The 24,352-nt window shown below is 39.3% G+C and carries 21 protein-coding genes; 6 read left to right on the plus strand and 15 right to left on the minus strand.

What is annotated here, in order from left to right; translation table 11 throughout:
* The 4 genes from ACW0TQ_RS11685 to ACW0TQ_RS11700 all read left to right on the plus strand — a co-directional run bounded on the left by ACW0TQ_RS11685 (position 1) and on the right by ACW0TQ_RS11700 (position 5,020).
* On the plus strand, positions 1-1,230 hold the full coding sequence (locus tag ACW0TQ_RS11685; RefSeq protein ID WP_256705253.1) for an ABC transporter permease: 1,230 nt from the start codon (positions 1-3) through the stop codon (positions 1,228-1,230).
* Positions 1,231-1,700: 470 nt separating this feature from the next.
* Positions 1,701-2,243, plus strand: a complete 543-nt coding sequence (locus tag ACW0TQ_RS11690; RefSeq protein ID WP_042529265.1) for a flavodoxin family protein — start codon at positions 1,701-1,703, stop codon at positions 2,241-2,243.
* A 239-nt stretch (positions 2,244-2,482) separates the two neighbouring features.
* Positions 2,483-3,637 carry an N-acetylmuramoyl-L-alanine amidase family protein gene (locus ACW0TQ_RS11695; protein WP_042529262.1) on the plus strand — a complete coding sequence of 385 codons (1,155 nt, stop codon included), beginning with the start codon at positions 2,483-2,485 and terminating at the stop codon, positions 3,635-3,637.
* A 123-nt stretch (positions 3,638-3,760) separates the two neighbouring features.
* On the plus strand, positions 3,761-5,020 hold the full coding sequence (locus ACW0TQ_RS11700; protein ID WP_368901254.1) for a hypothetical protein: 1,260 nt from the start codon (positions 3,761-3,763) through the stop codon (positions 5,018-5,020).
* 90 nt (positions 5,021-5,110) lie between these two features.
* On the opposite strand, the gene ACW0TQ_RS11705 is transcribed toward ACW0TQ_RS11700, so the two are convergent.
* From ACW0TQ_RS11705 to ACW0TQ_RS11725, 5 genes are all read right to left on the minus strand, one after another.
* A complete protein-coding gene (locus ACW0TQ_RS11705) occupies positions 5,111-6,154 on the minus strand; it encodes a ribonucleotide-diphosphate reductase subunit beta (protein ID WP_042529258.1) in 1,044 nt (347 codons plus the stop codon).
* A complete protein-coding gene (locus tag ACW0TQ_RS11710; RefSeq protein WP_042529256.1) occupies positions 6,135-6,581 on the minus strand; it encodes a flavodoxin in 447 nt (148 codons plus the stop codon). Before ACW0TQ_RS11710 ends, ACW0TQ_RS11705 begins: the two co-directional genes overlap by 20 nt.
* On the minus strand, positions 6,566-8,794 hold the full coding sequence (locus tag ACW0TQ_RS11715; RefSeq protein WP_042529254.1) for a ribonucleoside-diphosphate reductase subunit alpha: 2,229 nt from the start codon (positions 8,792-8,794) through the stop codon (positions 6,566-6,568). The genes ACW0TQ_RS11710 and ACW0TQ_RS11715 overlap by 16 nt, the downstream gene beginning before the upstream one ends.
* Before the next feature lie 1,221 nt (positions 8,795-10,015).
* On the minus strand, positions 10,016-10,540 hold the full coding sequence (locus ACW0TQ_RS11720) for a hypothetical protein (RefSeq protein WP_042529252.1): 525 nt from the start codon (positions 10,538-10,540) through the stop codon (positions 10,016-10,018).
* Between the two features lie 12 nt (positions 10,541-10,552).
* Positions 10,553-11,719: a ParM/StbA family protein gene (locus tag ACW0TQ_RS11725; protein WP_042529250.1), complete on the minus strand. Its 1,167-nt coding sequence runs from the start codon at positions 11,717-11,719 to the stop codon at positions 10,553-10,555.
* A gap of 603 nt (positions 11,720-12,322) precedes the next feature.
* On the opposite strand from ACW0TQ_RS11725, the gene ACW0TQ_RS11730 reads away from it, so the two are divergent.
* Complete coding sequence (locus ACW0TQ_RS11730) at positions 12,323-13,570, plus strand: GGDEF domain-containing protein (RefSeq protein WP_455725680.1); 1,248 nt, start codon at positions 12,323-12,325, stop codon at positions 13,568-13,570.
* Between the two features lie 68 nt (positions 13,571-13,638).
* Here ACW0TQ_RS11730 and ACW0TQ_RS11735 read toward each other — a convergent pair whose 3' ends face one another.
* Together ACW0TQ_RS11735 and rlmN are read right to left on the minus strand one after the other, a co-directional pair.
* A complete protein-coding gene (locus tag ACW0TQ_RS11735) occupies positions 13,639-14,124 on the minus strand; it encodes a GNAT family N-acetyltransferase (protein ID WP_226895110.1) in 486 nt (161 codons plus the stop codon).
* An 84-nt stretch (positions 14,125-14,208) separates the two neighbouring features.
* Positions 14,209-15,276, minus strand: a complete 1,068-nt coding sequence (gene rlmN / locus ACW0TQ_RS11740) for a dual-specificity RNA methyltransferase RlmN (RefSeq protein WP_042529247.1) — start codon at positions 15,274-15,276, stop codon at positions 14,209-14,211.
* Between the two features lie 298 nt (positions 15,277-15,574).
* Here rlmN and ACW0TQ_RS11745 point away from each other — a divergent pair, with 298 nt between their 5' ends.
* Positions 15,575-16,594: an LLM class flavin-dependent oxidoreductase gene (locus tag ACW0TQ_RS11745; RefSeq protein ID WP_042529245.1), complete on the plus strand. Its 1,020-nt coding sequence runs from the start codon at positions 15,575-15,577 to the stop codon at positions 16,592-16,594.
* Between the two features lie 124 nt (positions 16,595-16,718).
* On the opposite strand, the gene ACW0TQ_RS11750 is transcribed toward ACW0TQ_RS11745, so the two are convergent.
* From ACW0TQ_RS11750 to ACW0TQ_RS11785, 8 genes are all read right to left on the minus strand, one after another.
* Positions 16,719-17,957 carry a cytochrome P450 gene (locus ACW0TQ_RS11750; RefSeq protein ID WP_042529243.1) on the minus strand — a complete coding sequence of 413 codons (1,239 nt, stop codon included), beginning with the start codon at positions 17,955-17,957 and terminating at the stop codon, positions 16,719-16,721.
* Positions 17,958-18,070: 113 nt separating this feature from the next.
* Positions 18,071-18,466, minus strand: a complete 396-nt coding sequence (locus ACW0TQ_RS11755) for a Na+/H+ antiporter subunit G (protein ID WP_244882410.1) — start codon at positions 18,464-18,466, stop codon at positions 18,071-18,073.
* Positions 18,467-18,485: 19 nt separating this feature from the next.
* The gene (locus tag ACW0TQ_RS11760; protein ID WP_042529239.1) at positions 18,486-18,770 is read right to left on the minus strand and encodes a Na(+)/H(+) antiporter subunit F1; all 285 of its coding nucleotides are present in this window, start codon (positions 18,768-18,770) and stop codon (positions 18,486-18,488) included.
* Positions 18,770-19,252, minus strand: a complete 483-nt coding sequence (locus ACW0TQ_RS11765) for a Na+/H+ antiporter subunit E (RefSeq protein WP_042529237.1) — start codon at positions 19,250-19,252, stop codon at positions 18,770-18,772. The genes ACW0TQ_RS11760 and ACW0TQ_RS11765 overlap by 1 nt, the downstream gene beginning before the upstream one ends.
* Before the next feature lie 90 nt (positions 19,253-19,342).
* Positions 19,343-20,824 carry a Na+/H+ antiporter subunit D gene (locus ACW0TQ_RS11770; protein WP_193064789.1) on the minus strand — a complete coding sequence of 494 codons (1,482 nt, stop codon included), beginning with the start codon at positions 20,822-20,824 and terminating at the stop codon, positions 19,343-19,345.
* Positions 20,817-21,149 (minus strand): Na(+)/H(+) antiporter subunit C, encoded by a 333-nt coding sequence (locus ACW0TQ_RS11775; RefSeq protein ID WP_042529233.1) that lies wholly within the window; start codon positions 21,147-21,149, stop codon positions 20,817-20,819. The genes ACW0TQ_RS11770 and ACW0TQ_RS11775 overlap by 8 nt, the downstream gene beginning before the upstream one ends.
* Before the next feature lie 2 nt (positions 21,150-21,151).
* A complete protein-coding gene (locus ACW0TQ_RS11780) occupies positions 21,152-21,574 on the minus strand; it encodes a Na(+)/H(+) antiporter subunit B (RefSeq protein WP_193064790.1) in 423 nt (140 codons plus the stop codon).
* Complete coding sequence (locus tag ACW0TQ_RS11785; RefSeq protein ID WP_455725681.1) at positions 21,561-23,975, minus strand: Na+/H+ antiporter subunit A; 2,415 nt, start codon at positions 23,973-23,975, stop codon at positions 21,561-21,563. Before ACW0TQ_RS11785 ends, ACW0TQ_RS11780 begins: the two co-directional genes overlap by 14 nt.
* Between the last annotated feature and the right edge of the window lie 377 nt (positions 23,976-24,352).

Genomic DNA, 24,352 nt, shown 5'->3' on the forward strand with positions numbered 1-24,352 from the left:
ATGCAGAACTCGCTGAAAGTAGCAAAATGGGAAATAAAACGAAATTTAAAAAATAAAACATTTGTCATTGGATTATTTATTACACCGGCTTTATTTATTTTATTCTTCTTCCTCGCCTCTTTATTTTCTTCAGATTCAGATGAAGCTGAAAATATGACAGTCTATGTAAATGATGACATAGGAATATATGAAGACATCGAGGCGATTAATGAAGAACGTGATTTTGGCTGGGAGCTTCACCCTACTGATACATTAAAATCCGAAGTAACAGAAGTGAATGAGCCTTATACGGCGTATCTGTTTATTAATGAGCAGTCCTTGGAGGAGAACCGAATTGCCACTTATACAAGCGAGGAAGCTGATCCATTATTTCCTGGGCAATTACAGGCGTTAAGCGGACCAGTCCAGGTAATGAAAGCGAAAGACTCTGGTCTCAGTGAACGGGAAATAAACCAGCTGCTTGAGCCTGTGTCCTTTGCAGAGGGCACCCATCAGGATGAAGCAGCGACAAGCGAAGGCAGTGCGATTGCTTCCCTGGAGGATCCTTGGGAAAGTATCCTGCCAGGTGTTTTTGCCGGGGTAATTATGCTTTCCATCACTTTTACAGGGATGGCTATTTTTCAAAGTGCTTCCCAAGAGAAAAAAGATAAGATTGCAGAAATTATTTTATCCTCTCTAACACCATCCGAGCTGATGCAGGGGAAAATTATCGGTTATTTTATCTTAGGTCTTATTCAAGTTACAGTCTATATTGCGGTCCTGCTGCCATTTATTATCTGGCAGACAGATATCCCGATTTTAGAATACCTGCTTGTTCCAAGAACGCTTCTATTTGTATTTATCGCTCTTTTGAGTTATCTGATGTTTGCAGCCATTTTCGTCGGTGTCGGCGCAACCATGTCGGATGTGTCCAGTGCTGGTAATCTGCAAGGGTTTGTAATGATGCTTCCATTTTTGCCATTTATCATTATTGGACCGGTAATCAGTAATCCGGATGGTATCCTTGCTACCGTGAGCACCTACATTCCATTCACAGCACCTTCTGTATTGCTCATGCGGTTGACCATGCTGGATGATTGGCCTTGGATAGAAATTATGATTGCCTTTGCTGTGATTATTTTAAGTATCCTTCTTTTTATGAAGATTGCCGGAAAAATTTTCAAAGTCGGAATTCTTTTATATGGAAAGAACGCCACACCAAAAGAGATCTGGAAATGGATTCGTATGTAGAAGCTAATTTCGAGTTCACTACCATGGCAGCACCCTTTTTCAACGCTAGAACGGAATACAGCCGATTCTAATTAAGAAAGAAATATCACGCGATGATAAAACAGAGACAGAAGCAGTTCATCCTGCTCTCCTGCCTCTGTTTTTTTCGTTCATGCATACACTGACAAGGTCATACATATTCTTTATCATATTGCTTTTTTAAGTGAAAATCTAAAAATCTTCATACTAAATAAATGATAGAATCACTTCCATTCATTGCAAGCTGCTATCTTTAATTCCTCTCCCCCGCTTCTTCATTTATCATGGAGAACTGCCCGTAACCCCCGCCTCACCATAAAGAGTGAATTTAAATTTATTCAAGCGGGAGAGAACAGATATGGACTCCCTGAATCACTCAGGCTAATTCAGCTGGAGAGGAGCAACAACTCCTGCTGCATGAAGTTTCGTTTTATTATAGAAGGAGGATGTTTATGAGTACGATTGTGTTCCATGGATCCACCCGTAAAAACAGTAATACAGAAATATTAACCTATGAAGCTGTGCCTAAAAATCAGGGCACGCACGTTTATTTACGTGATTATATTATTCATCCCATCATTGACCAAAGACATGACAGAAATGGATTCACACCAGTAAATGATGATCATACAAAGCTTATTGATATGCTTTTAGAACATGATACACTTGTTTTTGCCACCCCTATTTATTGGTATAGTATGTCTGCCCTTATGAAGCTGTTTATTGATCGATGGTCACAAATCTTAAGAGATTCCGATTATCCTGATTTCAGAGAAAAACTGTCTCAAAAGAAGGTATATCTAATTATTGTTGGCGGTGACAACCCATTTATTAAAGGACTGCCGCTTATTCAGCAATTTCAATATATATGTGACTTTTATAAAATGCACTTTGCAGGATATGTAATTGGAAAAGCCAGTAAACCCGGTGACATATTATATGATAAAAAAGCTTTTAAAGCTGCTTCCACCCTGCTTTCTTTTACGGATGACTAAGTTTACAATCCTTACCGATTGATGTCTCCAACGGATATTTATCAATCATATATAAATAATTCCCTTAATGAAAGAATTATTATTATTTTCCCAAAATAACTACTTAATCCTAAATGAATCTAAAAATGCTAGTCTTATTTAATTATTTTTCCCTTTCCAGGTTTAAACTCTTCTATGTTTAGGCTATTCTATTAGTATCCAATCATGTAATTCATTTTAGTCATCTAGAGGAGGATTCAATGGAAAAGAAAACAAAGAAGATTTATCTATTGGCTGCAATATTATTTATACTTAGTTTTTTCTTGCCGAATGCAAGCTTGGCAAATGGCGACAGTTATGAAGTAAGTTCTGCTGTGTTAAACATCCGAAGCGAGCCGTCTAACGATGCGTCTCTGGTTGGTCAGTTTACAAAGGGAGATAAGGTGAATGCGTTTGACGAACAGCATGGTTGGGTTCAAACTTATTATGGCGGTGAACCTGTATGGGTCGCCAAACACCATCTGATTTCAACTGGCGACTCGAGTCAGGAAGCAGCTCCAGCTGCAGAAGAAACAGTAAATGAGGAACCGGCTGCAGAGCCTGCTGTAAATTCTTCCGGGTCAGTGACTGTTTCTGCTGACAGCATTTATGTCCGGTCCGGCCCGAGCACATCAGATACCATTATTTCCTATGCTTATCAGGGAGATTCCTTTGATGTCAACGCTGCTTCAGGAGATTGGATTGAGATTTCCTTAGGCAACGGCGAAACAGGATGGATTGCTTCCTGGCTGACAACGGACGGAAGCAGCAATGAAGAAGCAACAGAAAATACTGCTCCAACTGTCGAAGCAGCTCAGACACAGTCCAGCAGCTCTGGTTCTCTATCCGGACACACCATTGTCATTGACCCTGGTCATGGCGGGAAAGATCCGGGAGCCATCGGATTAAATAATATCTATGAAAAAGATGTTGTCACCTCTACAGCAGATTATGTTGTGCAGCAGCTGGAAGAAGCCGGAGCAAATGTAATCGTGACCCGAAATGGTGATTATTTTGTTTCATTAGATGAAAGAGCACGAATCAGTAACAGCTATAATACCGATGCTTTTATCAGTTTACATTATGATAGTTTCTCTGCTGTGCCAGTGAGCGGAGTAACAACTTATTACAATTCTGATTCTGACACTGCTTTAGCCAGCTCACTTAACAGCACTCTGTCTTCTACTGTTTCTCTGCCATCCAGAGGCACACAACAGGCGGGATATAAAGTGCTCGAAAACACAAATGCGCCATCTGTGCTGATTGAACTTGGCTATATTACCAATCCGCATGACCTGACCGTTGTGCAGACGGGTGACTATCAATCTAGCGTAGCCCGCGCAATTACCAATGGACTTATTAATCATTTAAATTAATTAGGATGAAACGGCTTCGAAAATACTTCGAAGCCGTTTTTTCATGCTGATGCATTTCTTTAGAATGAGAAGATAGCATGTTATACTTTAATCAATCTATAAGTCAAAAAGCGAGGTATACCTATGCATCCTGCTGCAAAACAAATAATTGAAACAACACGTGAACAATTTCAACTGACTGATTTTTATTTAGAAAGCTATGATTTCCTTCCACATGAAGCGAATCAGATTCATTTAAGTATGACCTGGATTCCAAACGGCTTAGCAATAACCGATGATTTAAACCCAAATGGAACTGTCGTAATAGCTGTGGATATCGAATCTAAAAAACTGACCGAAATTATTTTTGTAGGGAAAGAAAACCGGTTGTCTGCTGAATTATTTCCACAAGTGGATAACATGGAATCAATGATTGAATGGATAGAAGAGCAGACTCAATTAGAATATGGCAGACAGTTTAAGCTTGTAAATGAAACAAAAGAAAAAATCGTTTTCCACGCTGCTGTGGATAATATCAGACTTTTTCCTGGAGGAACAGTCACGATTTCTTTTAATGAAGAAGGAATGTTATCAAGCTTTTACGTACATGGAATGTTTGCAGATGAATCACAAATTCAATGGGAGCCCTTTAATTTAGTAGATGAGGTTATCTATCCTTTGGCAAAGCAGCATTGTAAGCTTATTGAAGTCCCAGACGAATCGACTGCTGCTTGGAAGCCATACTATGTTATATCCAGTTTCCTTGTTTCTAATCAAAATCCGGATACTATTATCTATTTCGATCAAGTAGAGAATAATCTTTCTTATACCCCTCTTGATACAATTTTAACTTGGGAGGAGCCTTCTACAGAGAAATTCGAGAAAAAGGAAATCGATTTAAAACATGTATTTACCGAAGAAGAAGCTTTTCAAAAGGAAAAAGTCACCGATAATAACCTGCCTATTCCAGATGATACCGCAGAGAAAATGGTGATTGAAATCACGAATATGCTGCAGAAGGAGTTTCCAAATGACAGCGGTCGTTGGCGCTTAACTTCTGTAAAACGGGAACGAGGCTATTTATTAGCAAGGTTGGATCCTGCAACACCTACACCAAGGGTTCTTTATCCATCCTTGAAGCTGTTAATTCATCCAGAAACATTACAAGTTGATAATTACGTGGATACAGAGGCGCTATTGGATGCTTTTGATTTCCTTGCAGATGCGGAGGCCGTAAAAGTGGATGTCGAAGCAGCTGCCGGACATTTATGCGAGCATATCGAAGTAGAACCTGTATATGTTTATGATAATCAAACGAAAATGTATCAATTATGCGGAAAGGTAACAAGCGGTTCCTATGCTATCGATGCCGTTACAGGAGAACTATCCACGATAGATGAGTAATGTTGTGAATAAGTTATAACTTTATCCACAGGTTATCTTTCTGAAATACGAAAGAAGCTTTTACGCTATATAACGTAAAAGCTTCTTTTCTTATAAGTCATCAAAACCATTTAAATCACTAGTTTTCGTATATTGACGTGATTTCTGTTCAAAGAAATCCGTTTTTGTTCCATCGACGTTATCCACATATGCACGAATCCATTTCATAGGATTATCCACATGTTCTGGATAAAGTTCTTCTAATCCCATCATACGCAGCATTTTATTAGCACGGTATTTGACATAGCCATCCAGCTCATCCATATCAATTCCTTCCACACCCGCAAGCGCGTAATGTGACCATTCTAATTCTAATTCAACAGATTGATGGAAATGGTCATAAACCCATTGAATGAATTCTTTATTATTATGTTCCGGGTTCTCAGCTAAGGTGGCACGGAACAATTCTGTAATAAAGCGGCCATGCTCCAATTCATCACGGTTGATATAGCTGATCATCGTGGAGGTCCCTACCATTTTATTCTGTCTCGCCAAATTATAGAAGAAAGCAAATCCAGAATAGAAAAACATTCCTTCTAACAGTGAAGTATATACTAATGTTTTAAGGATATTTTCTATTGTCGGATTTTCCACAAACGTATTATATTGCTCTGTTAACAGTTCGTTCCGTTTCATCAATAATTCATCTGTTCTTCCTAATTGGAATGATTCATTCTGTTCATTCCAGGAAACGACAGAGGATAGAACATAAGAATAACTTTCATTATGCACTGCTTCCTGTTGCGCGATAACCGCCATAATTGATTGGACAGAAGCATCTGTTGCATAGAGTGAAATCAACAATGCTGTTCTTGTTTGCGGTGCGTCTAATGTGGATAACAGCCCAATTATTTTCAAATACGCATCCTGCTCTTCTTCAGACAGGGTAGGAAACTGTTTTACGTCACTAGACATATTTATTTCATCGGCCTGCCAATAGTTTCCGACAAGTCGTTTATATATTTTATACCAATGTGGATAAGCAATATCATTCCAATTTAGAATGCCACTTGATTGGCCTCCAAATACGCCGGTTGACTTATTTGGAAAACGCGGTTCTAACGTTTTAGCACGCTCAAGCGTAACTTTTTGCATGATTCAGCACTCCTTCTAACCACTGTTCAATCTTATTCTCCTGTGATCCACGCGGCGATTGTTCGATTTTAAGAGCCGGATAACTGCTTCCATAAAAATGGGCTAATTTATCTGCTGCTTTGCAAAACAAATCATCCCCGCCAAATTGTGTATCTCCAGTTCCGAAAATAACCATATTTTCAGGTTTATATCCTACTTCCAAAACAAAATCCTTTACCTCATCTGGTGTAGCTCCTCTTTCCCAAGTGAAGGTACCCAAAAATACAAGGTCGTAATCAGCAGGATCGCTGAGTGCATCGATGCCGATTCGATGCCACTCAACTGTTATCCCTTCTTTATTTAAATAATCCCCAATATACGCAGCAACCTCTTCTGTATTACCACTGTAGCTTAAATACGCAATGAGAATCCTCAACTTTGACACCACTCACACTCTTCGACATCGTTGGATGTGGAACGGACATAATACGTCGTTTTTAATCCTTCATTCCATGCCTGTAAGTGTAAGTCGAGTAATACAGATGCGCGAATTGTATTCGGTACATAAATATTAAATGATAAACTTTGATCAATATGACGCTGGCGTTTTGCATTCTGGCTCACAGAATAACGCTGGTCTACAATATACGCAGAACGGCGATAAATATTATACGTGTTATGGTCTAAAGCCGGTGCTGTAACAGGTATTTTAAAATCCTTCTTTTCTTCATGATAGAACACTTGGAAAATCGGATCGATACTTGCTGTCGAACCAGCAATCATCGCCGTTGTAGAATTCGGTGCAACAGCCATTAAATAACCATTACGGATACCATTCTCTTTGACTTCTTCTTTTAATGCAGTCCATTTAGAGTCAGTATAGCCTTTTTGGTCAAAATAAGCACCTGTGCTCCATTTACTTCCTTCGTAAACAGAATACGCACCTTTTTCTTTACTTAGCTCCATACTGCTTTTAATCGTTAAATAAGCGATATTTTCGTAAAGCTCATCCGCATATTGAACAGCTTCTTCTGTTTCCCAGCCGATTCCTTTTAGCGCAAGAAGATGATGCCACCCAAACGTTCCTAGACCAATAGCGCGGTATTTTTGGTTTGTAATGGTTGCCTGCATGATCGGCAGTGTATTAATATCGATCACATTATCCAGCATTCTTACCTGAATCGGTATCAGACGCTCTAATACATCATTGGAAACAGCTCTTCCAAGGTTCACCGAGCTCAAATTACAAACCACATAGTCTCCAGCCTGATATTTTCTTACAATGGTATTTTCACTTTCTAAAAACTCTTCAACAAATTCAGTGGGTGACTGATTTTGTGTAATTTCTGTACACAGGTTCGAGCAATAAATCAAACCTTCATGTGAATTTGCATTTTGACGGTTTACTTCATCACGGTAGAACATGAAAGGCGTGCCAGATTCTAACTGAGAACGCATCAAACGCTTCATAATTTCAATCGCCGGTACTTTTTCTTTTGATAAATCTTCATTTGCGACACATTCTTCGTATTTTTGACGCCATGAACCATTTCCTTTTTCTTCATCATAAAAGTCCTCTAGAGAATAGCCCATTACCTGACGTACTTCATGCGGATCAAATAAATACCAATCGCCGCGGTTTTCAACCTGTTCCATAAAGTAGTCCGGCAAGCATACGCCAGTGAAGATATCATGCGCACGCATGCGATCATCCCCATTGTTAAGCTTCAAATCAAGGAATGATTCGATATCACGATGCCATACATCTAAATAAATCGCAATCGCACCTTTACGGGTTCCAAGCTGATCCACGCTGACTGCTGTATTGTTTAACTGTTTGATCCATGGCACAACACCGCTGGACATTCCTTTAAATCCTTTGATTGAGCTGCCCCGTGCACGAATTTTACCCATGTAAACACCGATTCCGCCGCCGTTTTTAGAAAGCTTGGCAATATCGGTATTACTGTCATAAATCGCCTGCAGGCTGTCATCTACAGTATCAATAAAGCAGCTGGAAAGCTGGCCATGTGTTTTTCCGGCATTGGTTAAGGTTGGTGTTGCTACAGTCATATATAAATTACTCAACGCCCAGTAAGCTTCCTGAATATATTCCACCCGTTTATTTTGCGGTTCATCCTGCATTAGGTGCATCGCAATAATCAGCCAGCGCTCCTGAGGAAGCTCAAATACACGCTTCTGATGATCCGTTGCTAAATACCGTGTAGCAATGGTATAAATCCCTAAATAATTAAATAATCTATCTCTTTCCGGTACAATCAGGCTTCCAATTTGATCAATTTCTTCTTTTGAGTATTTTTCCAGAAATGAAGGTGTATAAATGCCTTCATCGGTTAACATGTTAATTAAATGATAAAAGGAACCATATTTTTCTCTTTCGTCATAGCCGCGGTTGGCAGCAGCTTCTTTATATAAATTCTCCACGTAAATTCGTGCAGCTGCATACGTCCAATCCGGATTTGCTTCATCTATATTTTCAAGGGCTGTCTGAATAATGGTATCATTCACTTTCGTACTGGAAGTAACCCCCTGTGTCTGCTTTTCTGCTTTTTGAAACCAAGCATCAGCATCTACTTTCAAACCTTCTGATGCACGATTGATTTTTTCTTGAATCGATGTCGGATTAATAATAATGGTCATTTTTATGCCTCCTATAATCATATGTATCTATTTAAAATCAATTTATTTATCATAATAAAAATAAACTTATACTCTTCCAACGGCTTTACTGCTTATTTCTCCAAAATAATAAGCGTCTTGTGAGGTAAATCTGCTGATGAATGAAATGATGAAAAGTAATCTGTTATCCGTACTATATATAGTAGATTACTCCATTTTAAATACAATCAGTTGATGGAGGAAACCAAGGTTACAGCAGGCTTCACCATTTCAGCAATTCAGACATTACCTTGACAAGACACAATATGTAGTGCTAAACGTTTTTCGTTTCGCCTATATCTTGTATTAAACACTATCATAGATTATTCAACTACGCAAGATTTTAATTCGAGATAGGATGTTATAACTAAAATCTGTTTTTGTCCAAAAAAACAGCTGATTTCTGCACTATCTGCTTAAAATAACAAAGGGAAAACAACGTATGGTTAACGTTATTTTTTGAACTGTTCATACTTTCGATTCATTTATCATGATGCGAATAAGTTTTTTTAATTGAATATAACATGATATATTTAGTTGAAATAAAGATTTTAGCTTCTATATTGCACTCTGGAAATACGCTACGCCAGTTAGAGTGCCTCTTTATAGAAAAAATTTATTTTGTCAGATGCAAAAGATAGTTTAAATAATTAAACTTAAATGGACAGATATACAATTTCAATCAAAAATAAAATCCGCTATTTTTTATTAAACTCAAGTTCTCATTATAGCTTAATTTAATAGAAATAAAAGTATTTAGAAACGATTTTTATTGGCAATTTTTTATCCACATTCACCCCTGTGGATAATGTGTAGATAACCAAAAAGTTATCCTTTAGATTTCCACAGGATTATCCCCAGATATGCATAAACAAAAGCGGGTTTTATGAGAGCAAAAAAATCAAGAATACTACCTGGTCTTTAAAATATCGGTATTTTAGCCGAGCAGGCGTCCGCTCCCACCTAAGAAGAAATATAAGTGCGACTATGCTTCTGTCTGCGCCTGTCGGCTTGCCAATCAGCAAATAATCTTCTTTAAAGTAGATGAGTTCGAGGCCTATGAAAAGCGCAGTGTATTTCCGGGGTCTAAGATTACTCTCCCCATGAAACCTGTTGGAGTGGCAATATTCAGCATTTTTTATATACTTTCTTACTCTTATAAAAAAAGGAACAGCTCCATATTTCATGGCAGCTGTTCCTTTTTTATTTATTCATACTTGAAAAGAAGTCACCTAATGGGTCGGGTTCTTCTTCCTCTTTCTCCTCTTCTTCAGCAGGATGAATCATTAAATCACCTGCACTTAAATCGTCCATACTCCAATCTTCCTGAAGGCTTTCTTCCTCTATTTCCGGTACAGTGCTGCTTGGTTCTTCTATCTCTTTAAATAGAGTTTCCACTCCGCTGTTCATAGAAGTTAATAGTGCCGTTGCCCGCATAGGATCGGATAATAATTGATATAGAATCGTCCCGATCAGAGCTTCTGAGTGCTCATGCTTTAACCAGCTTTTTTGTTCCTTTGTCAGCTGTCGGGGGAGCGGAATCGTAACCGTCTCCTTTTCCCTTACTGTCATTTCATTGACACCCTTTAGAACGAAGCTCGCAATTTTACTGGAGAAGTTTCTCCGTTCGGTTTCCTTCAATTGCTGCAGTTGTCTTAGTAAGTAGTCAGGAGTATCTGAAGGAATTCGAAATGTGATTGTTTGTCCTCTTTCGATATTCTTTCCCATAGAATAATCACCTTACTTCGTTTTCGTAGTCTTCTCTTCCTTCTCAACCTTTTCGTTCTTCTGCACAAAATCGGTAATTAATTTATAATACGCATTAGCCATCATCCAGATGCTTTCATTCTCATCTTCAAAGAATTCAATATTGTAGCCTTCCAGCTTATTATTGATCGCTTTGATGTAATCTTTCAGCACCGCAGAGCCGCCGCCGACAAAATAGCAAATTTCTGTCTGGGAATTCCTGCTCCATACGTTCCGCAAATAACGATATTCTTTCTTAGCAAGCTCCAACAGAATATGATCTGTTATATCATGGACATTCGTGCGGCTTCCTTTGACCATAATATGATTACGATTATTTTTTCTGGTGATAATATCCACGACATCTCTTCTGCTGTCCAGTTCTACACCGTGTTTTGATCTGATTTCTTCACGAATTTGTTCTAATGATTCGGAAACACCGATATTAAAACCTTGTGCTTTATCGTCATCCACATTTCTATTGCGAATAACAGCAATATCTGTGGATAAACCGCCAATATCTTGAATTAAAATTTGTTTGTCAATTAATTCCTTGTTGATAACTTTTAAGTCATTATCCATAATTAAATTGACGTATGCAGCAAAACCTTCCGGATATACTTTTACTTCATCAAATTTAATATTTACTTTTTTCCCCTGATGCTTTGGAGTAACTAAAAATTCTATCTGATGCACAGAGCCTAATAGACGGGAACGATAACCCACGTCTTTTCCTTCTTTTACTTCTCTAAGCGGTAATCCTGTACCTAATGTATAAAGCGCATCATAAACACCGTTTTTCTCTTTAAATACTTCACTTGATACAGCATCTAATGCTAATGAAGCCAGTAACATAACTAATGTCTGATCCTCTTCTGATTTACTGCTTCCTGGATCAAGTTCCTGAGAGTTGGTTGTTTTTGTAGCCAGATTACCTACTCTGTAAACAAGGTTATTTTCGGATAAGGCAGGGGAATGGATACGGATATGAATATTATCCAGTACTTCTTTCGTATCTAATTCTTCAATTCCAATAACGGGTCTGTCTTCTAGATCAGGAGCTACCACATTGGGTATGTAGTATTCATTTTCTAATTTACCAAAATTCCCCTTTAAGGCATCATTTCCAACATCAATTGCTGCAATTCTTGACTTTGTCATTTTCATTCTCCTTTCAAAATTACGTTTCTTCTATATAATACAACATAAAACGAATGAGCAATCTATCTAGACTTCCATTCTATCTAATAGTTATCTTCTTCGATAAACTATAACTCTAGCATAAACACATCCTCTCCATTCTTCAAGTGTTTTAGCGAAATGTTTACATGTTTGTTTTCTTGTACACTTTAATAAAACCTGTCAAATCAATTTATACACGCTAATGTTTACAAGTAAACATTTTTGTACTCATTGTAAACAATATTGTTTTTTTGTGTACATAATTGTTTACTGATGTTTTCTACCCGTGGCTCTCCCCTGTTTTTACAAAATCAAAATTAATACTTGTTAAATATTACAATTTTCTATAAAATATAATTGCATACATATGAATATTACTGACTTAGAATAAGTAAATATTTGTATTTTATAATCGGTGGGGAAAGTAAAAACATCGTTTATTTACTTATATTTATTTAAACTTACGCAGCTATGATTTTACTTGCCATATAATTAGGTCTAATTTACCGCTTCTTTTTTACTTGGAGTATCAGGCCGGTGGAAAATCCAATTACTATTCTTTGAAATGGAGAGGTTCTTATAATGGTCCGATTATACCTGCGTATAGTGATCCTATCGGTTTTTACCATAGCTGCTTTGCTTTCAGTCAGCTATGGTACCTCGCTTCTGGATGTAAACTCTTATATTTTGATTTATTCTATCTACCTTTTCTTTTCTATCCTTTTTGTCCATTTAAGGACACTTGTTAAGGCCGGAAAAATGAATATTGATTATAGTATTTCCTATAGCTTTTCCTTCGTTTTATTAGCAGGTCCATTAGGCTTATTTCTATTTGAAATTGCAAATCGATTTTATGTGTATTTTCATCGGAAAATCACCGGTACAGCAGATGAGGACGAACTGCTGCATACCTTTTATAATATTGGTGCGCCGACATTATTCTGTACGATTGGATTCTATGGTTTTCACACTATATACCCTGCTGTACAGGGCCTCCCCTTCTCGTTCTGGCTGGTTGTATTCTTGTTAATTATTTTAATGGACGTTATTTCTTCCTGTTTTTTAATATTAATCATGCTTGTTACTAAAAATATACATTCGAAACAGGAAGCATTTGAATTTATTACCGGGCGAAGCATGATTGATTTGCTTAAAACAGCTTTGACAAACGGGCTGCTTTTCACATTTATATCCGAAGGGCAATGGGAAGCAGTGATTGCTATTTTCCTATTGAGTTATATCGTAGGACGCGCAGGGATATTTCATACCAAGCTTTTACTCCAAAAACAGGAAAGCGAACGATTTAAAAAAATGGCCTATACCGATTTTCTGACGAATATTTATAATCGGACCTATCTGAATAAAGTAATGCAGGAGTTAGACGAGAAGGAAGAAGACATCGCCCTGATTATTGGTGATATCGATGCTTTTAAATCTATCAATGATACGTTTAATCATGTTGTCGGCGACAATGTCATCCGACACTTCGCCCAAATACTGCAGAATAGCATAGATTCCTGTGATTATGTATTTCGCACGGGCGGAGAGGAATTTACCATCATTCTACGGAATAAAAACTATGAAGATTGCCAGTCTTTTCTAAATGAACTTAGGGATACTATTTTGGCTGCCCCTGCCCAGACAGAATTCCGGTCTGAAGCTGTCAGCATCCCTTATACCGCCTCATTTGGAATGTATTATATCCATAATGATCGTCTGACGGAGCTTAAGAATGCTTATTTACAAGCTGATGAATTGCTGTTAAAGGCAAAAAACAGCGGGAAAAATCGGATTATTTCTATGGATGGCAGGTTAAATAACAAGAAATAACGTATTACTTTGTGCACCAAGCATAAGAAAGGGCAGCTTCGTTAAAATTGAACGAAGCTGCCCTTTCTCTATAATACCTTGATATACCACCGGTCCATAGCCGAGTGTTCGCTTCCTTCCAAAGGTTTCTCCAAGGATTGAAAGCCATATTTTTCATATAAACTGCTCGCCGCCTCCAATTCATGTCTTGTTTCTAAATAGCATTGTTTAAAATGCACAGAAGCATAGTCCAGAGCCGTTTTCATCAGCTTCCGGGATAAACCCTTGCCTTGAGCTGAAGGAGCCAAATAAAGCTTCTGCAGCTCACAAATAGACTGCTTTTCATTATATATACCTATACCAACACCGCCAACGACTTCCCCATCCAGCTCCATTACCCAATATTTATCCTTTGGCCGTGCTTGATAATAAGAGCTTAGCTCAGCAAGCTGCGGGTCTGTATAAGCTGTCCCTTCATGATCGAGATGATGTTTTTCTAAGGAGCGCTTAATAATCGCTTCCATCGCTTTATCATCCTTTGCTTCGATTTCTCTGATGAGAACTGATTTATCCAATACATAACTCCTCCCCCGGCTATCCTGCCCTATTTATAAAGAAAGAAGCTGCCCTGTCTCAGAGCAAGCTCCTTTCACTGTATATTAAACTGCTTTTGTCTTTTTAATTTGCTTACTGCGTAATTGACCGCAGGCTGCATCAATATCCGCACCATTCTCCCAGCGGACACCGCATTGAATTCCTTCTGCCTTCAATGTTTCATAAAAGGCCTGGATATTCTCTGAACTGCTGCGCTGATAATCTATATGCTCATCGACCGTATTATATGGAATCAGATTCACGTAAGCTAAATGGCGGTGGTTCCTGATCAGCTTAGCCAGTTCCAATGCTTCCTTCTTGTGATCATTGACATCATGAAGCATGATATACTCATACGTAATCCGGCGATTCTTTTTCTCTAAATAGTAATCCACAGCCTTCATCAGTTTTTCAATTGGGAAGGCACGGTTGATTTTCATAATTTGTGTACGTAATTCATTATTTGGAGCGTGTAAAGAAATAGCCAAATTGACTTGTATCGGATCATCTGCAAATTCATACATTTTATGTGCCAGTCCACTTGTCGAAACCGTAATATGACGTGCACCGATATTTAATCCGCCATCATCATTCACAATGTATAGGAAATCCATTAAATTCTTATAGTTATCCAGCGGCTCGCCAATTCCCATCACTACAATATGGCTGACACGCTCTTCTTCCCCGCGCTCATCCATATGCTTTTGTACATTCATAATCTGCTCGACGATTTCCCCACTGTTTAAATCACGGCTCTTACGCAGCAGCCCGCTTGCACAGAAAGAGCAGCCAATATTACATCCTACCTGTGTTGTCACACAGACAGATAATCCATAATTAAAACGCATCAGGACCGTCTCAATCACATTGCCATCTGCCAGCTTGAATAAAAATTTAATCGTTCCATCCTTTGACTCCTGGCGAATTTCTTCAGCCATTGTATGCAGGACAAAATTTTCCTTTAAAAGATCTATCGTTGACTGATTGACATTATTCATATCTTCAAAGCGGTCAATCCGTTTTTTATATAACCAGTTCCACACTTGCTCAGCACGAAAACGTTTTTCACCATGTTCCATTAACCACGACTGCAATTGTTCATATGTTAATCCGTAAATAGATGAATGACTCATCAAAAATACCCTCATTTCATTTTTTCTGCTTTCCCTATATTACTTGATTACGACCAGGTTAGCAAATAGTTTTCACATTCTTTTCATTAGATGAATCAAGAAAATCACTTGGTTTTTAAAACACCGGATGTTCTTGCCAAGGAGATGTCCGCTGCGACGATATTTGATAGGACGAGTAAACGCAGTCCCCTCCCCTGAATGAAGAGGCAAAAAGTAACTTCTTCTGACGCCATAAGTTTAAACATTGGACGCTGCCCTAAGAAACCTTTATCATTTTTATTAGTGAAGGAGGGGTTTAATGGATACTCAATCATACAAAAAGTTTCAAAATATACCTTTATCTGTACTCGATCTCGCACCAATTATCGAAGAAGGAGATGCTAAACAGGCATTTCAGGAAAGTGTCCGTTTAGCACAGCATGTTGAAAAACTGGGATTTCACCGCTATTGGTTTGCAGAACACCATAACATGAAAGGAATCTCAAGCTCAGCAACCTCTTTATTGATCGGCCATATTGCCGGGCACACCAACTCCATCCGTGTCGGTTCAGGCGGAATCATGCTGCCAAATCATGCCAGTCTGGTCATTGCAGAGCAATTTGGCACACTGGAATCCCTTTATCCGAATCGGATAGACTTAGGATTAGGCCGTGCACCCGGAAGTGACCAGGCAACCGCTTTTGCCCTGCGTCGCACCCTTCATGCCGGCCCCGAGGAATTTCCGATGCAAGTCAATGAATTGCAGGATTATTTTTCAAGCAATCCAGTTTCCCGAGTAAAGGCAATACCTGGACAGGGCTTAGATATTCCGATTTGGCTGCTTGGTTCCAGCGATTTTAGTGCACGATTAGCGGCGGAAAAAGGCTTGCCATTTTCATTTGCCAGCCATTTTGCACCTGCATATACCGTTCCTGCATTAGAGCTTTATCGTGAGCGGTTCCAGCCGTCTGAAGCGCTTGATAAACCGTATGCAATGGTTGCAGTCAATGTCATTGCAGCAGATACTGATGAAGAAGCAGCTTATTTGGCTACCTCTCATCAGATGCAATTCTTAAATCTGCGAAAAGGAATAGAATCTAAACTGCAGCCGCCCGTTGAGAACATGGATGCCGTCTGGTCTCCAGCAGAAAAAGCTGCTGTACAAGAGTCTTTAAGTCCGAAGACAACTATTATCGGCAACAAAGAAACTGTCCGTAAAGGGTTAGAAGCATTCCGTAAAGAAACAGATGCAGATGAAATTATAATCACCTCACAGATCTACGGTATTAAGGAAAGACTTTATTCCTATTCTATCGTAGGCGAATTGATGAGTGAATAATAGATAACGTCAGCCAGCTTGATCAAGAAGTTATTTCTTGTTCAAGCTGGCTTTTTATCGCAATGCAATTGACCGTGAAAAATGTATTTTATTACATCACTGTCCGAGTCAATAAAAACCGCCTTTACATATCCTCTACAAAAGATTGATGGTAAAAATCCAGCGGCATGCCATTTTTTGGCCGTGCCGGAATTTCCGTGCCACTGCAGGTGAAGGTCTGATTCGGAGCTATCCAATCGGTCCGCAGGAGATAAGACAAGCTAACCTTCATGAGCTGCATTGTTATATTCTCATTCGCAGAAGCGAGCTCTTTCGCCGCCCCTTCTCCAAAGTCAGGTAAAATATCTAAAAATCGATCCGGCTGAAATAAGTCCGGCTGAAGCCACTTATCAGGATGATGATTAGCGCCATGTATATCAAATAACACCAATTGATTTTTATCAAAAAACATATCCTTCCAAAAAAGCTGCTCCTGTGTCTTTGCTACGGCAAAAGGTGTGATAGAGTAGTAACGGATAACCTCATGGATAAAGCAGTCAACATATTGATGATCTACTTGCAGCCGATCCCTTAACCCCGGATTTTCAAGCAGTGCTATTTGGCAAAAGACGACCCATCTGCTGGAAGCTGCAAAAGTCCGGATAAGCAATAATAATTCTTGAACCACTTTCCCTGTCTGTAAAATTTGACCTGATTCATCTTCATACCAAGCCAGTTTGGATAGTATCTTTTCTTCATCGACATGGATTCTGCCCGCTCTCAGCTGACGTACTAAAAAGACAAGCCACTTTTCCATTCTATTTTTCGCTTGTTTTCTTTTCCAGCGATTGAATCCATACTTTGAAAATAATTGAACAAACTCCTGAATATCCGTGGTACGCTGCTTTAGATTATTTGCACGAATCGGAATCCCCAGCCAGTTACATACAGCAATTACCCACATCTCTTCCATTTCCGTAACAAAATCAATAGACGGGTTTATTTTCCACGCTTCTATTCTTTCTTCCCAGCGCTGTCGGATAATTGCCTCCAATTCTTCCCGCTTTTCTGCCGAGAAAACTTCTTGAAACCAGGCTTTCTCCTGATGATGATTGATATCTGCCAGATAAAATAAACCATTTTCTTCCCTAAGCAGGCTGGTGGACAATTCAAAAATACTTTTCTCAGGCTTAAACTTAGCCGTGTCCTTTACTAAATCTGCTGCTTCCTCCGCTCGCAGCATCACCAGCTTTCTTCCAAATATACGCGAACCGATAACGTCTTCCTGATACTCGTTCATTCGTTTAGAAAAATAAAAATAACCGTCTCTTAAAAAATCGATGGTATGATCCATTCCTTTATCTTGCACGATTGGTTTCACCATTTTCAAACCCCCTATGTACTTCTCTATCCTACTTCCCTCTTCAACGCTCTTAAAAACCTGTCTCCCTTTTAAAAGTATGCACCGTTATCTTAGAATTATAAACAAAGAGCACTCTATTCAGAATGCTCTTTGTCTGCTTTCTTTTCGTCTTCTATAATGACTTCTCCAGTTTCACTGCGCTCTTTTTCCGCTTCTTCTTTTACTTTATCTGTCACTTCTTTCAATTCATCCTCCACAGTCGTATCAGCCATTTTTACATTCGCCCGGTAAGCCGCACGTGTGATAAGATGCCCTGCAACTGGAGCAGTTAAGAACACAAAAGCAATTCCGAGCAGCAGCCGGACACTGTAAAATCCTTGATTGGAAGCAAAATAAATAAATGCTCCAAGAAGGGTCAATAATACAGCAAGTGTAGAACTTTTTGTACCAGCGTGGGAACGTGTAAAAACATCCGGCAGACGAATAATTCCTATCGCACTGATTAATGCCATAATCGATCCGGCAAGCATAAATAGAGCAGCAATAAATTCAATCGTCGCGTCGATATTCAAGAATGACCCCCCTCTCAATATATTTCGAGAAGGCAATGGTACTGATAAAAGCCAGGATAGCTAAAATCAAGATAACTTCTAAAAATGCAGTGGTTGTCAGCATAACTGATATAATAGCTATGGAGGATACGAGTGTCACACCAACCATATCTAAAGCAACGATACGGTCAGGCAGACTCGGGCCAATAATAATACGAATCACGCTGATACAAATCGATATTCCATAAAACGTTAAAGCAATCGTCAGCATTCCTTGAATCATTAGCGTGTCACCTCCATAATCGCTTTTTCAAAGTTATCAATGGACTTTAACAGGATATCTTTTGACTCTTCCACGTCCATCGCATGAATATAAAATGCATCTCCATCATCTGTCACTTCAATAACAACAGAACCTGGAGTTAATGTTAATAATAGTGCTAAAGCCGTAATTTCCCAATCTCCCTGTAAGACTGTTTCGTATTTAAACAGCCCTGGCTTAATCGAAAGTTTCGGTTTTAAAATTTGCCCAAGAACGAGCTTTGACGACATAATAAGCTCTCTCGTAAAGATAAATATCAGTTTTATTAGCGCTATAAAGCGAGAAAGATAAAATCGTTCTCCAAAAAATCGATGCATTAAAAACACAATACCAATCCCAACGAGATAACCTGCGACAAATGTTGTAAATCGAAGTTCGGATTCATCATTAATCAGGGTCCATAATACAGCAATAAACACATTCAATAAAAACTGTGCCGGCATTCAGCATCACCACCTTGTTTATTAGAAAAACTGCTTCAGAGGTATTCATGCACGCTCCGAGGGCACCCGATAATTCGGATTTCATCCAGACTAATTCCCTCCAAGTACTGCATCAATATAAATTTGCGGGTTTAATAATGTTTCTGCTGCATCTTGAACATAAACAGACATAGATTCAGCGCCTAAGCCCAAAGCAATCGTCCCTAAAGCTAATATACACATTGCAACGCTCCAGCCTTTCTTTGCTGGCGCTTCTTCGTCTTTACTGATAATCGTTTCTCCCCAAAAGCTTGTTAAGAAAATACGCATCAAGGAGTATAGAACAAAGATACTTGAGATAAACGCAAGGGCTAATAAGACATATGCGCCGCCTTCTACAGCACCTTCCCCAACAAGGACTTTACCGATAAATCCGCTTAATGGCGGAATTCCAGCTAAAGATAATGTTGTCAGGAAGAACAGCCAGCCAAGCAGCGGGTGGTTCTTGATCAGACCGCTGATTTCATCCATTTTCGTCTGTCCAGTCACTGCAATCATCGTTCCTACCAGTAAAAATAGGGATGCTTTTATAATAATGTCATGAATCAAATAATAAATAGATCCTTCTATAGCAGCTGGTGTTGCAACAGCCAAGCCAACGAGAATAAAACCAACTGCAATGACCACATTGTAAGAAGCAACTAATCTGAGGTCCTTATAAGCAACTGCTCCAATGCTCCCGCCGATTAAGGTCAGACCTGCTAAAATTCCAATTATCGTGTGCGTCATTTGCGGTTCGTGATAGAAAATCAAGGTAAACATACGGAACATCGCATAAATTCCAACCTTTGTCAGCAGCGCTCCGAACATAGCTGCGACTGGAGTAATTGGAACAGAATAAGAGCCCGGCAGCCAGAAATATAAAAACAGACCTGCTTTTAATGCAAAAACGGTTAAGAAAACTATACTGACAACAGTTAATGTCGCAGTCTGTCCATTTTCTGCAACACGCTCTGCTATATGCGCCATATTTAATGTTCCGACCGATCCATATATATATGCAATAGCTACAAGGAAAATCCAAGAGGAGACAACATTAACAATGACATATTTTATCGACTCGCGAAGCTGTCTTTTTTTGCCGCCAAATACGATTAACACGTAGGAAGCAAGCAGCATAATTTCAAAACAGACAAACAGGTTGAAGATATCCCCAGTCAGAAAGGAACCATTTACCCCTGCGATAAGAAATAAAACAAAAGAATAATAAAAGTTCTTTTCAAAAGATGGTTCCACAGAAGAAAACGAATAGATTAAACATACAGCAGCAACAATACTTGCCGCCAGTACCAGCAGCATGGAAAAACTATCTGCTACAAATAAGATTCCAAAAGGAGGCTCCCAGCCGCCAAAATCAAGACGTAAGACGCCATTTTGCTGAATCAGATGCAGCACATATGCGCTGATTCCGATATTCGCAACAAATACGAGCAATGACAGTCCTCTCTGCACCTTCACATAAGGCCTCAAAAATAAAAGAATAATCCCAAACAGGACCGGCAGTGCCATGGGCATAACAATTAAATTACTCATCCGGCTCCCCCCTCAGCTCATCTAATTTATCTGTTCCAATCTCTTGATATGTTCGATAAGCGAGAACGAGAGACACCGCAGTTACCGCAAAACCGATAACAATTGACGTTAAAATCAATGCCTGCGGGAGTGGATCTACCGGATCCCCTTCGCCGACAATCGGCACTGTTCCCGTTTTTAATTCTGCAAGCACCATAATGAGAAGATGGGCTGCATGGGTCAAAATCGCAGTACCGATAATAACGCGGATCAAACTCTTTGACAGCAAGAGATAAGTTGCTACTGTAACTAATACGCCTGCCAGGATGGTTACTAACGTTTCCATAATTACTCATCCTCACTAATACTTAATAAGATTGTTACCACAACACCGACAACAGCAAGAGCAACGCCAGCTTCAAAAATCGTCACTGTTGTCAGTTCTATTTCCCCGAAAAAAGGGATATCGAAATAATCAAAGGCCTGTGTTAAGAAGTTTGCACCAAACACCAATGCGCCAAACCCAGTGCCCACAGACAAGAATGCACCAAAAGCAGCTACCAATTTAAAATCAATAGGAAGACCTTTTTGAATGGTTTCAATATCGTATACAATAAATAGCAGTACCAGTGCAGATGCAAGTACCAGCCCGCCGCTGAAGCCGCCGCCTGGACTATTATGACCTGCGAAAAATAAATATACTGCAAGCGTCAGAATGATAAAGAAAACAAGCTTGGCCACTGTACGAAGGATGACGTTATTTATCTTCAATCTGATCACTCTCCTTCTTGGCCTTCACCCGGATCATTGTATAGATACCAATCCCTGCAATTAAGAGAACGACTACCTCTAACATCGTATCAAATGCACGGAAGTCCCCTAAGATGGCATTCACCATATTATTTCCTCCAGCAAGTTCATAGGAATTCTCAAAAAATCCGGAAATTGTATCAAATCCTCTGTTCCCTTGAACACCTAATGCTACAGCCGTAAATACGACACCGACACCGATAGAGATAAACAGGTTGATACTCTTCGTTTTCTTCGACGTATTTTCTTTTTCCAGCTCAGGCAAGAAATAATACGCTACAAGGAATAAAACAGTGGTTACTGCTTCAATAACGGTTTGTGTCAGTGCTAAATCAGGTGCACGCAGCAGGACAAAAAGAATCGCAATTCCAAAGCCCAAAATACTATTTAACACAATCGCTGTCAGCCTGGACTGTGCAAATAAAATTGTAATCCCGGTTGCCATCATAGACAGCACAATAAGCCATTCAAAAACCGAAATCGTTGCATTCTCCGGCAGTGTAAATTGGTATGCCTCTGTATAAATAAAAGTTCCGCCGACCACCAAAATAAAGAAAGCAAAAATATACACCATATAATCACGTAAGTAACGCGTCATATATTTATTTGTAATAACTGTTGATTTATCTTCCATCTGGTCTAATACAAATCCATAAAACACATTAATTGATCTTTTCTCTGGAAACAGATTATATATACCTAACCAATATTTTCTCGAGAAGAATAAGAGAGCCCCAAACAGTACGACACCGATGGTCATAAATAATTCAGGTTCAAAGCCATGCCACGCATAAATATCCGTTCCTAAATCTGCACCTTCTGCAGCAAAGGTAGGAAAGATTCCGCTCATCGCAGGTGTAATCAGATTCTTTCCAATCACATTTGGCACAAAGAAAAATATAATTACAAGCAATCCTAATACAAACGGTGAAATCAGCATTCCCGGTTTTGGTTCATGTGCCGGATGCTCCAGCTTTTCTTCTTTATATGGACCAAGGAACGTTTTCACAACGAATACAGTGGAATAAACAAATGTAAAGACACTTGCTATCCAGGCAACAATCGGAATAATAATCCCCCACGTTCCTAAGCCGAAGAAGCTTGCTTCCGTAATATCTAAAGTAGATATAAAGAACATCTCTTTACTCAGAAATCCATTAAACGGAGGTAACCCTGCCATGGACATACTGCCGATTGTTGCAATCGTAAATGTAATAGGCATAAGTGTAATGAGTCCGCCCAGGCGGCGAATATCCCGGGTACCAACACTGTGGTCGACAACACCGACAACCATAAACAATGCGCCTTTAAACGTCGAGTGATTCACTAAATGGAATAACGCCGCAAAGGTTGCCCCTGTATATACCATCGATTCATCGGAATATCCAAGATGAAGCGCTGCGGAACCCATCCCAAACATACTCATAATCATTCCAAGCTGGCTGATGGTTGAATAGGCCAGCAATGCTTTTAAATCGGTCTGACGGACAGCATTAAAGGAGCCCCAGAAAAGCGTAAATATCCCGACACCAGTAACCGCCCAGAACCACACAGCTTCCCCGCCAAAAACCGGTGTGAAACGAGCAACCAGATAAATACCCGCTTTTACCATTGTAGCCGAGTGCAGATAAGCACTAACCGGTGTAGGTGCTTCCATCGCATCCGGAAGCCAGATATGGAACGGAAACTGTGCTGATTTCGTAAATGCTCCAAGCAGCACAAGCAGCAAAGCAGGAATAAATAAAGCATGATCGCTAATTGACGCCACTTCAGCAATTACCTCGCGGATACTCCACGTATTTGCCATGGCACCAATCATGATAAAACCAACCAGCATCGAAATCCCGCCAGAAACCGTGATAATCAATGATTTCTTGGCACCTTCTCTGGAACGCTTTCGCTGATACCAGAATGCGATCAACAGGAAGGAAGAGATACTTGTTAACTCCCAAAATACATACAAAACCAGCATGTTGTCTGACATCACAACGCCTAACATTGCTCCCATAAACAGCATAAGGTATGTATAGAACGTACCTATTGGTTCTTTCAACGAAAGGTAATAAATAGAGTAAAGAATTACAAGTGCTCCCACTCCGGAAATCAATAATGCCAAAGTCAGACTAAGTCCATCCAGGTAAGCCGTTATATTGATTCCATAGCTCGGAATCCAGTTTATTGTCTGCACAATTGCTTCTCCGCCTGAAATATCCGGGATGAGCGAAGCAAGATAAATGAATAAACCTGTCGGCACCAGAATGACGAACCAGCCTACATGGATGTTTTTTATATACTTATATAAGAAGGGTATAATTGCAGCAGCCAGAAATGGGATAAAAATAGCCAGTACTAAAGTCGACAAAAGAGAACCTCCTATCATTTCATTGTTTTTCTTATTTTGTGATTATGTTAGAAAACCAGATGGTTGCCAGGTGTTTAGGCATCAATCAAAGTTTGGGTTCAAGCAGCAAAAAAGGTTAAAATTTCTCACCTGTTTAAAAAGTCCGCACATATTTCCTCCAGACAAGTATGCTATTTACTAACTACCCTTTAAAACTGCGGTTTTTCTTATACTTTCTAAACAAGCAGCATATACAATGGTTATTTTGTCCGTAAAATGCTAATCTAATAATAGAAAGCCTATTATTGGCGAAAGTATATATAAATAGCTGCAGGCCCCCTTCAGCATATTACGTTACTGAATAGAATAAAGACGATAAAGTGGTTGAACCAATGCAT

This window comes from Oceanobacillus sp. M60, from assembly GCF_053839645.1.